The 9,972-nt window shown below is 72.8% G+C and carries 7 protein-coding genes; all 7 read right to left on the reverse strand.

Features of this window, described 5'->3' with window-relative positions; all coding sequences use genetic code 11:
- Positions 1 to 9: 9 nt before the first annotated feature.
- Positions 10 to 708: a response regulator transcription factor gene (locus ACWD0Y_RS34995; protein WP_450264299.1), complete on the reverse strand. Its 699-nt coding sequence runs from the start codon at positions 706 to 708 to the stop codon at positions 10 to 12.
- Positions 709 to 959: 251 nt separating this feature from the next.
- Positions 960 to 2,729 carry an outer membrane protein assembly factor BamB family protein gene (locus ACWD0Y_RS35000; protein ID WP_450264300.1) on the reverse strand — a complete coding sequence of 590 codons (1,770 nt, stop codon included), beginning with the start codon at positions 2,727 to 2,729 and terminating at the stop codon, positions 960 to 962.
- 71 nt (positions 2,730 to 2,800) lie between these two features.
- The gene (locus tag ACWD0Y_RS35005; protein WP_450264301.1) at positions 2,801 to 4,627 is read right to left on the reverse strand and encodes an outer membrane protein assembly factor BamB family protein; all 1,827 of its coding nucleotides are present in this window, start codon (positions 4,625 to 4,627) and stop codon (positions 2,801 to 2,803) included.
- Positions 4,628 to 4,856: 229 nt separating this feature from the next.
- Positions 4,857 to 6,659: an ABC-F family ATP-binding cassette domain-containing protein gene (locus tag ACWD0Y_RS35010; protein ID WP_450264302.1), complete on the reverse strand. Its 1,803-nt coding sequence runs from the start codon at positions 6,657 to 6,659 to the stop codon at positions 4,857 to 4,859.
- Between the two features lie 89 nt (positions 6,660 to 6,748).
- Positions 6,749 to 7,648, reverse strand: coding sequence for a 4-(cytidine 5'-diphospho)-2-C-methyl-D-erythritol kinase (locus ACWD0Y_RS35015; RefSeq protein ID WP_450264303.1), 900 nt, complete (start codon positions 7,646 to 7,648; stop codon positions 6,749 to 6,751).
- Positions 7,645 to 8,538 carry a 16S rRNA (adenine(1518)-N(6)/adenine(1519)-N(6))-dimethyltransferase RsmA gene (gene rsmA, locus ACWD0Y_RS35020; RefSeq protein ID WP_450264304.1) on the reverse strand — a complete coding sequence of 298 codons (894 nt, stop codon included), beginning with the start codon at positions 8,536 to 8,538 and terminating at the stop codon, positions 7,645 to 7,647. The genes ACWD0Y_RS35015 and rsmA overlap by 4 nt, the downstream gene beginning before the upstream one ends.
- Positions 8,539 to 8,788: 250 nt before the next feature.
- Positions 8,789 to 9,972, reverse strand: a 1,184-nt coding sequence (locus ACWD0Y_RS35025; RefSeq protein ID WP_450264305.1) for a ubiquitin-like domain-containing protein, incomplete at its 5' end; no start/stop codon positions are given.

Raw genomic sequence — 9,972 nt, forward strand, 5'->3', positions numbered from 1 at the left:
GGCCGGACTTCACCCGGGGAAGTCCGGCCCCGCCTGCGCGGCGCCCGCCGCCGCCCGGTCCAGCAGCCCCGTCCGTACCGCCAGGGCCGCCGCCTCCAGCCGCGAGCCGACGCCGAGCTTCATCAGGACCCGCTGGACGTGCGTACGGGCGGTGCTCGGCGCGATGCCCATGCCGGCCGCGATCAGCCGGGTGCCCTCACCGTCCGCCACCCGCACCAGGACCTCGACCTCGCGCGGCGTCAGCATCCGGAGCAGCCGCCGGCCCTCGTCGTCGGGCTGCGCCGCCGGGTTGAGCAGCTCCGCGAAGGCACCCTGCAACAGCAGCGGCGCCACCGCCGCCTCCCCCGCCCGCGCCTTCACCATGGCGCGCTCGACGCCTTCGATGCGCTCGTCATGGCGTACGTAACCGGACGCCCCGGCGGCGAAGGCCGCGGCGATGCCGCGCGGGCTGGGCACCGGGCCGAGGACGAGAACGGCCACCTGCGGCCGCTCGCGCTTGATGTGGGCGATCGGGTCGAAGACCCCCGGGCCGGCGGGGGCCGCCGTACCGAACAGGCACACCTCGGGCGTTCTGCTGACGACCAGTTCCGCCGCCCCGGACGTGGGGGCGGTCGCCGCGAGCACCCGGTGCCCGCGCAGTTTGAGTGCCGAGGCGAGCGCCTCGGCGAGCAGTCGGTGGTCGTCGACCACCATGAGCCGCACACCCATGGACAAACCCCCCATACCCCTGCCCTGGAGCTGGCCCCCCGGCCCTCCTGCCCCGGCAAGCTACACGCTTGTTCGACGTTGCGCGCCCCTTACCGGTAAGAAGCCCCTCGGATTGTCGAATTCCACGCGATTCAGGACTACTTGCCGGTCGGTGTGACAGGGAACGGCCCCGGCAGTGGCGGCGAACCACTGCCGGGGCCGTCGTGACCTGTACGTCGGGCGCGCCGGGCGCGCCGGGCGCGCCGGACGCGTCAGCCGGTGCCGAAGCCGGCCGCCAGGTAACGCTTGAAGCCGTCGCGCTGCTGGCTCATGAGACGCGCCCCCATGAACAGCCGGCCGTCGGCGTAGCGGTAGTGCGCGGAGTCCACGCCGAAGCCGGTCACCACATCGCGGACCGCGTCGCCGACCGGGAGTTCCAGCAGCAGCGTCTCCTTCATGGAACCGCCGTCGATGCTCACGACCTGGCCGCCCTTGTCGTAGGGCGGCGACTTGTACGCGATGATGTTGCCGCCGTCCATGCGGATCGGGTGCAGCGCGTAGCGCTCGCCCGCGTCGGCCCGGTCGGTGGTGGGCTTGCCGGTCGCGAGGTCGAAGGAGACGATCTCGTTCGTACGGACCCCCACGCCACTGCCCTCGTGCTCCTCGGTCGGCACGTAGATCCTGTCGTTGCCGACGACGACCTTGGTGCAGCCCTCGGTGTCCCGGCACCTCGGCGCGTACTTCTGAGCGTCGACCGCGATCCTGGCGCGCAGCTTGCCGGTCTTCTCGTCGATCGAGAAGAAGTCGGTGACGCCACTGCCGTCGCCCGCCGTGTCACCGACGTCGGCGGCGGCGACCAGCGGCTTGGTGGAGACGATGCTCGCCCGGTCCACACCGCTCGGCATCTTGTACGTGGCGAGCGGCGTGCCGTCCTTCGGGTTCAGGTACTGGACGGAGAGCTGGGGAGCGCTGATCGAACCGCAGCTGCGCACCGTGGCGAGCGCCTCGCCCCCCGCGTACCCGACGTCGCGGCACTGTTCGGCGTTGTCGTCCGGCTGCCAGCGGAGCTTGCCGGTGGCGACGTCGAAGGCGGCGCCGCCGCCGGTACCGCCGGCGCCGACCGCGTCACCGCCGATCGTGACCTCGCTGAAGGTGATCTTCTGGTCACCCGCCTTGACCGACTTCTGCCACACCAGCCTGCCCTCGGCGAGGTCGATCACCCCGACCTCGGTGCAGGGCGAGTACGTCTTGCCCGCCGGCATCGGCCCCGCGAAGAGGATCGCGGTTCTGTTGTCCTTGGTGACGTGGGGCGACGACGCGCAGACCTCGCCGGGGAGCGGGATCGTCCACAGCTCCGTGCCCTTGTCGGGGTCGTGGCCCACGACCTCGTTGAGGCCGCTCTTGACGTACGCCTCGTCGGTGATCCAGGAGCCGTTGACGCCGGCGACCGACTCCTTCACCTTCGGGCCGGGCAGCTGGAAGAGGAGCCGGGCGTCGGTGTCGGCCGGCTTCTGCTCCTTGCCTGCGCCGTCGGGCGCGGGCTTGCCGTCGTCGCCGCCTCCGCCGGACGAGCCCGCGGAGGAGTTCCGGGCGGGGTCGTCCTTGCCGCCCCCGTCGCTGCCGGACGCGTACCAGACGCCGCCGGCGACGATCAGCGCCACCGCGGCGACCGCCGCGACGACGATCGTCGTCGTGTTGCTGATCTTCCTGCCGCCGCCCGTGCCCTGCGGGGGCGCGCCCTGGGGATAGGCGTACGGCGGCTGCTGCTGACCGTAGGGCGGCTGCTGGCCGTACGGGTTGGGCTGCCCCGGCTGGCCCGGGTAGCCGTAACCGGGCTGCTGGCCGGGCTGGGCCGGGTAGCCGTACCCGGGCTGGGGCTGGGCGGGCTGGGCCGGCGGCGTCTGCGGGTAGCCGTACCCGGGCTGCGCCGGCGGCTGCTGGGGCGCCGGAGCGCCGAAGCCGCCCGCGGGCGGCGGGGTCGGGGCACCGAACCCGCCCTGCGGGGGCTCGTTGGGCGGGGGCGGGGGCGGGGGTTGCGTCATGGCGTACGTACCTCTGGAGAAGGGGAGCGGAAGACGTCGGGAACGTGGACCCGGAACTCAGTCACGTGCCGTCACTTGCCGAAGACCATCATGGTCTTCGCCTCCTTCTCCTCCTTGTCGTTGGTGGCGCTGACGCGGGAGTTCACGAGGTAGAGCTGACCGCCTTCGTAGGCGACCCTCGGGGCGAAGAAGTTGTTCTCGATCGAGGCCGTCGACGCCGGGTTCTGGAGCAGCACCTTCGGCTTGCCGCCCGACGCCGGGATGGTCGCGACCGCGCCGCCCCTGTCGTACGAGCCGTCGATGTGGACCAGGACGTCGTCGCCCTCCATCCGCAGCGGCGTCATCGTGCGGTCGGGACCCGGGGAGGAACGCCACTTGGGCTTGCCGGTGTCGAGGCTGAACGCGACGACCTCGTTGGTGCGGTTGAGGCCGCTCGTCTTGTCCGCGGTCACCATGTAGAAGGTGTCCTCGTCGGCGGCGACGCCGGTGCAGCCTTCGAGGTTCCTGCCGAAGATGACGAACGTGCCGCCGCACTGCGGCTGGAACTTGTCCTTGCCCCCGTCGATCTCCGAGCGCAGCTTGCCGCTGTCCGTCAGGGAAATGACGCTCCAGCTCTTCTTCTCGCGGTGCGTCGCGGACACGACGAGCGGGGAGACGGAGTAGACCCGGTCGACCTCCCAGCCCTGGGCCAGCGGGTACGACCACTTCACCTTGCCGGTGGCGGAGTCGTGCTCCTGGATGCGCTGGTGGTTCTTGGCGGCCTCACCGGTGGAGCAGGCCGCGGCGGCGATCAGCTTGGCGCTGCTGGTGAAGGCGTACGGCTGGCACTCGCCGGGCAGCTTGCCCCAGAGCTCCTTGCCGTCCTTCATGCTGAAGGCGGTGGAGTGACCGGTGCGGCCGGCGGTGACGGTGTTGCCGCTGATCGCGATCGTGATGTCGGAGAGCAGGTCGAACGTCCCCTCCTTCTTCACCTCGGCCGTCCAGCCCGCCTTGCCGGTCCCGAGGTCGACCATCTGGAGCTTGCTGCACTTGGCCCGCTCGGTGGTGTCGCTCTTGACCCCGAAGACGATCTTGCCGTCCTCGGAGGCCCTGCTGGGCGCCGCGCAGAGCTGCGTGGAGAGGGGAAGACTCCACTTCTCCTTGCCGTCGCTGGTGTTGTAGGCCGCGACCTTCTTGTACATGGCCTTGACGACGAGGCCGTTGCCGGTGAACCACGGACCGAACACGTCCGAGCCGTTGCGCGGCAGGTCCACGTCGTTCTTCTGCAGCCACATGACCTTGGCCTCGCCCGACTGGCGCCCGCCGTTGAGGTCGTCCTCGGCGTCGCGCCCGCCGGCGGAGCCGCCGTCGGAGCCGCCGGTGTCCCCGGAGGGCAGACCGCCCGTCCCGGCGTCCTTGCTCCCGCCCGCGACGGGCTTCTTCTTGCCGCCGCCGTCACCGCTGGTGGCGAGGTAGACGCCGCCGCCGACGACGAGGACCGCGGCGAGGGCCGCGCCGATGATGACCGCGGGCTTGCCCTTGAAGGGGCCGCCGCTGCCGCCGCCCGGGGCGGGTGCGCCGGGGTAGCCGCCGTAGGGGCCCGGCTGCGGCTGACCGTAGGGGCCCGGCTGCGGCTGACCGTACGGGCCGGGCTGCGGCTGGCCGTAGGGACCGGGCTGCGGCGGCTGGCCGTACGGTCCCGCCTGGCCGGGCTGGCCGGGCTGCTGGCCCGGGTAGCCGTACCCCGGCTGCGGCTGCGGCGGGGCCTGCGGGTAGCCGTACCCGGGCTGCGCCGGCGGCTGCTGGGGCGGGGCCGGGGGCATCTGCGGCGGCTGGGCAGGCTGCTGGGGCGGCTGCTGCCGGGGGTCCTGGGGGGCTCCGAAGCCGCCCTGCGGCGGCTGGTTGGGCGGCTGAGACATCAGCGCTTACCTCTTCACACGAGACCGCCGCCCGTTCGGCCTCCCCCGCAATTCCGGCGGCGTAATCCCTCCGGAACGGAGCGAATCGGACTTGAGCCCCGCAGATCTACGTCAGTCGAGCGGGGCTTCTTTCTATCACCCGGCCCCCTCCTGACAAGGGCCCGGCCCGCCCCTGTTCCCAAGGGAGGACCGGCCCGTGACGCGCTCGTTATCCAGCTTTACGTATCTGCTACGCGTCCTCCGCCAGTTCCATCCACCGCATCTCCAGCTCGTCGCGCGCGGTGACGAGTTCACGCAGCTCGGCGTCGAACAGGGCGACCTTCTCGAAGTCGGTGGCGTTGTCCGCGATTTGGGCGTGCAGCTTCGTCTCCTTCTCGGAGAGCTTGCCGAGCTGCCGCTCGATCTTCTGCATTTCCTTCTGGGCCGCGCGGGCGTCGCCGGACGCCTTCTTCTTGACGGGCGTGGCGGCGGCAGCGGGCGCCGGGCCCGCGGCCTCGATCATCTGCTGCCTGCGCTCCAGGTACTCGTCGAGGCCGCGCGGCAGGTTCCGCAGCGTCCGGTCGCCCAGCAGCGCGTACACCTTGTCCGTGGTCCGCTCGATGAAGAACCGGTCGTGGGAGATGACGATCATCGACCCCGGCCAGCCGTCGAGCAGGTCCTCCAGCTGCGTCAGCGTCTCGATGTCGAGGTCGTTGGTCGGCTCGTCGAGGAACAGCACGTTCGGCTCGTCCATCAGCAGCCGCAGGATCTGCAGCCGCCGCCGCTCACCACCGGACAGGTCGCCGACCGGAGTCCACTGCTTCTCCTTGGTGAACCCGAACTGCTCGCACAGCTGACCCGCGGTCATCTCGCGGCCCTTGCCCAGGTCCACCCGGTCGCGTACGCGCTGGACGGCCTCCAGGACCCGCAGGTTCGGGTCGAGCTCGCCGACCTCCTGGGAGAGGTACGCGAGCTTCACGGTCTTGCCCACGACGACCTTGCCCTCGACGGGCTGGGCGTCGCCCTGCGTGCGGGCCGCGTCGGCCAGGGCGCGCAGCAGTGACGTCTTGCCCGCGCCGTTCACGCCGACGAGACCGACGCGGTCGCCGGGACCGAGCTGCCACGTCAGGTGCTTGAGCAGCACCTTGGGCCCGGCCTGGACGGTGACGTCCTCGAGATCGAAGACGGTCTTGCCGAGCCGCGAGTTGGCGAACTTCATCAGTTCGGAGGTGTCGCGCGGCGGCGGCACGTCGGCGATCAGCTCGTTGGCCGCCTCGACGCGGAAACGCGGCTTCGACGTACGGGCGGGGGCGCCGCGGCGCAGCCACGCCAGCTCCTTGCGGACCAGGTTCTGGCGCTTGGTCTCCTCGGTCGCCGCGATGCGCTCGCGCTCGGCGCGCGCGAAGACGTAGTCGGAGTAACCGCCCTCGTACTCGTGGACGGCGCCGCGCTGCACGTCCCACATGCGGGTGCAGACCTGGTCGAGGAACCAGCGGTCGTGGGTCACGCAGACGAGCGCGGAGCGGCGGCCCTGGAGGTGCTTGGCGAGCCAGGCGATGCCCTCGACGTCGAGGTGGTTGGTCGGCTCGTCGAGGACCAGCAGGTCCTGCTCGTCGATGAGCAGTTTGGCGAGGGCGATGCGCCGGCGCTCACCACCGGAGAGCGGGCCGATCACCGTCTCCAGGCCGTGCTCGAAGCCCGGCAGGCTCAGCCCGCCGAAGAGACCGTTCAGTACGTCGCGGATCTTGGCGCTGCCCGCCCACTCGTGGTCGGCGAGGTCGCCGATGATCTCCTGGCGGACGGTCGCGGCGGGGTCGAGCGAATCGTGCTGCGTGAGCACGCCCAGACGCAGGCCGCCGCTGTGCGTGATGCGGCCGGCGTCGGCCTCCTCCAGCTTGGCCAGCATGCGGATGAGGGTCGTCTTGCCGTCGCCGTTGCGGCCGACGACACCGATCCGGTCGCCCTCCGAGACACCGAGGGACACGCCGTCGAGCAGGGCACGAGTGCCGTAGACCTTGCTGACGGCCTCGACATTGACAAGGTTGACGGCCACGAGTGCGCACTCCAGGGACGGGAAGGGGACAGACGCTCAAGCGTAGTCGCCCCCGCAGCCTTGCCGACGACTGCCCGGTTCCGGGCCGCTCAGGCGCCGAGTACCGTCGCGCCCGGCGCCGGGGACTGGGCCACCCGTGCCGTGCGGCAGGTGCCCGAGGCGGTGAGGGCCGCGGCCACCGCCCGAGCCGACTCCTCGTCCTTGGTCAGGAACGCCGTCGTCGGCCCCGAACCCGAGACCAGGGCCGCCAGGGCGCCCGCCTCCGTGCCCGCGGCCAGGGTGGCGGCGAGGGAGGGGCGCAGGGACAGGGCGGCGGGCTGGAGGTCGTTCACCAGCGCGCCCGCCAGAGCCGTCGCGTCGCCCGTGCGCAGGGCGTCCAGGAGCGCCGGGGACGCCACCGGGGGCGGGACCTCGGTGTCCGCCGTCAGGCGGTCGAACTCGCCGTACACCGCCGGGGTCGACAGCCCCCCGTCCGCCACCGCGAACACCCAGTGGAAGGTGCCGCCGACTTCGAGGGGGGACAGGTTCTCGCCCCGGCCCGTCCCCAGCGCCGCCCCGCCCACCAGGCTGAACGGCACGTCGCTCCCCAGCTCCGCGCAGATGGCGAGCAGTTCGGGCAGGGAGGTCTCCGTGCCCCACAGTTCGTCGCACGCCAGCAGCGCGCCCGCGCCGTCCGCGCTGCCTCCCGCCATGCCGCCCGCGACGGGGATGTCCTTGGCGATGTGGATGTGCACGTCGGGCGGGACGCCATGGCGCGCGGCCAGCGCGATCGCCGCCCGCGCGGCCAGGTTCGTACGGTCCAGGGGGACCTGGTCCGCGTCCGGCCCCGAGCACGTGACGCGCAGCGAGTCGGACGGGGTGACCGTGACCTCGTCGTACAGCCCGACGGCCAGGAAGACGTTCGCCAGGTCGTGGAACCCGTCGGGGCGCGCCCCGCCCACCGCCAGCTGGACGTTGACCTTCGCGGGGACCCGGACCGTGACCGTCATGCCGCCGCTCCCTTGTTCTCCGCGATACGGGCGAACTCCTCCACCGTCAGCGACTCGCCCCGGGCCTGCGGCGAGACCCCGGCCGCGACCAGCGCCGCCTCCGCCGCCGGAGCCGATCCCGCCCAGCCCGCCAGCGCGGCCCGCAGCGTCTTGCGGCGCTGTGCGAAGGCCGCGTCGACCACGGCGAAGACCTCCGCCTTCGACGCCGTGGTCTTGATCGGCTCGGCCCTGCGCACCAGTGACACCAGCCCGGAGTCCACGTTCGGGGCGGGCCAGAAGACGTTCCGCCCGATCGAACCGGCCCGCTTGACGTCGGCGTACCAGCAGGCCTTCACCGACGGCACGCCGTACACCTTGTTGCCGGGGCGGGCCGCGAGCCGGTCCGCGACCTCCGCCTGGACCATGACCAGCGTCCGCTCGATGCTCGGGAAGCGCTCCAGCATGGTGAGCAGCACGGGAACCGCGACGTTGTACGGGAGGTTCGCGACCAGCGCCGTAGGAGCGGGCCCCGGCAGCTCCGTCACCTGCATCGCGTCGGAGTGCACCAGGGCGAACCGGTCGGCCCGCTCCGGCATCCGCGCCGCGATCGTCGCCGGCAGCGCGGACGCGAGCACGTCGTCGATCTCCACGGCCACCACCCGCTCGGCGGCCTCCAGCAGCGCGAGGGTCAGAGAGCCGAGACCGGGCCCGACCTCGACCACCACGTCGTCGGGCCGCACGCCGGCCGTCCGTACGATCCGGCGGACCGTGTTCGCGTCGATGACGAAGTTCTGGCCGCGCTGCTTGGTCGGGCGTACGCCGAGCGCCGCCGCCAGTTCCCGGATGTCGGCGGGGCCCAGCAGGTCGTGCAGGGGCTCGGGAGGCGTCTCAGAAGGCTCAGTGCTGCTCACCGCTCAAGCGTAAAGGCCCCCGGCACCCGCCTCGCCCCGCGTGGTCCGCCCCCACGCCGCTCCGCGCACCGGGGTGCCGGGAGGGGGCGTGCCGGGGCGCTCCCCGCAGGGCGTCGGACACAGCTTTGCGCGTCGCGGACAGCCGTCCCGAACGTTCGGCGCCCGGGGAGACGCCCCGGCGCGGCACCGGCCCCGGGGCCCCCGCGAAAAACGGCGGCCGCACCCGCCCCGCGACGGCGCCGCCCCCGCCTCAGCCCCGCAGCCTGCCCCCGCAGTGCGGCCAGGGGCTCGCCCCCCGCTGCACGTACAGCTTCTTCGCCCGGAACGTCTGCTCGCCCGCGCTCGCGTCCTGCGGCCGCCCCCGGCCGCCCAGCGCCTGCCAGGTCTGCGTGTCGAACTGGTAGAGGCCGCCGTAATGGCCCGTGGCGTCCACCGCGCCGGGCCGTCCCCCGGACTCGCAGCGGGCGAGCCCGTCCCAGTCCAGCCCGTCGGCCCCGGACACGGAGGCCGGCCGTTCCTTGGTGCCGACCTTCACGCGCCGCGTGACCGGCTCCCGGGCGATCTCCTCGGCGGTCCTTCTCGGCTTCTGCCTGACTCCGTTGACGATCCGCACGGAGTACGTGATTTTCCTGGAGCCGTACCGCCCCGCCTGCACGACGGCTTCGGTGCCCTGGAAGAGCGACGGGTCCGCCGTCCTCTCGACGGCGAACGGAATGAGTTCCTCACGCACTTCCTCGGTGCCCCTGATCCGCATCACGGTGACGGTCTGCCCGTCGCGCGGGAAGCTGCCGGGCGGCACGGAGGTGGTGTCCTGGCCGCGCAGGGTGATGCCGGCCTCCTCGACCGCCTCCCGCACGGTCGCGGCGTTCGTGCGGACGGTGCGTTCGCGCCCGTCCGCCATGAACGTCACGGCCCGCTCGGTGCGTACGTCCAGGGCGAGGCCGGTCCGTCCGATCTCCTGGGAGCGCGAGGCGGAGAGGTACGCGCCCTCCGCGCGCACCCCGAGCTGGCGCAGGGCGCCCTCGACCGTGCGGGCGGTGGTCCACACCCGGCGCCGCTGCCCGTCCAGGGTCAGGGCCACGGGGCGGCCGTACCGGACCACCACCTCGACGCCGCTCGTCAGTGCCGCGCCGGGCGCGGGTGCGACGAGGTCGTGCGCCCCCACCTCGACGCCCTGGTCCTCCAGCAGCTCGGTGACGTCGTCGGCGAAGGTGTGCATCGTGCGGGGTACGCCGTCGACGCTCAGCTTCACCGCCTTGTCGTGGGCGACGAAGGCCGAGGTGCCGCCGGCCAGGAACGCGACGACCAGCGCCTGCGGCACGAGGCGGCGCAGCGCCTCCGGGCGCTCGGCGCCCTTGCGGCGCTTGGCCCCCCTCGCGCTGGATGCGGCCGACGTCGGGGCCCTTGATGCCGTGCTCGGCGAGCAGCGCGGGC

The sequence above is a fragment of the Streptomyces altiplanensis genome (assembly GCF_053591575.1).

Excerpts from the sequence above, each read along its gene's own strand:
- ACWD0Y_RS34995 (WP_450264299.1), bottom strand. The coding sequence starts at position 708 with ATGGGTGTGCGGCTCATGGTGGTCGACGACCACCGACTGCTCGCCGAG.
- ACWD0Y_RS35000 (WP_450264300.1), bottom strand. The coding sequence starts at position 2,729 with ATGACGCAACCCCCGCCCCCGCCCCCGCCCAACGAGCCCCCGCAGGGC.
- ACWD0Y_RS35005 (WP_450264301.1), bottom strand. The coding sequence starts at position 4,627 with ATGTCTCAGCCGCCCAACCAGCCGCCGCAGGGCGGCTTCGGAGCCCCC.
- ACWD0Y_RS35015 (WP_450264303.1), bottom strand. The coding sequence starts at position 7,648 with ATGACGGTCACGGTCCGGGTCCCCGCGAAGGTCAACGTCCAGCTGGCG.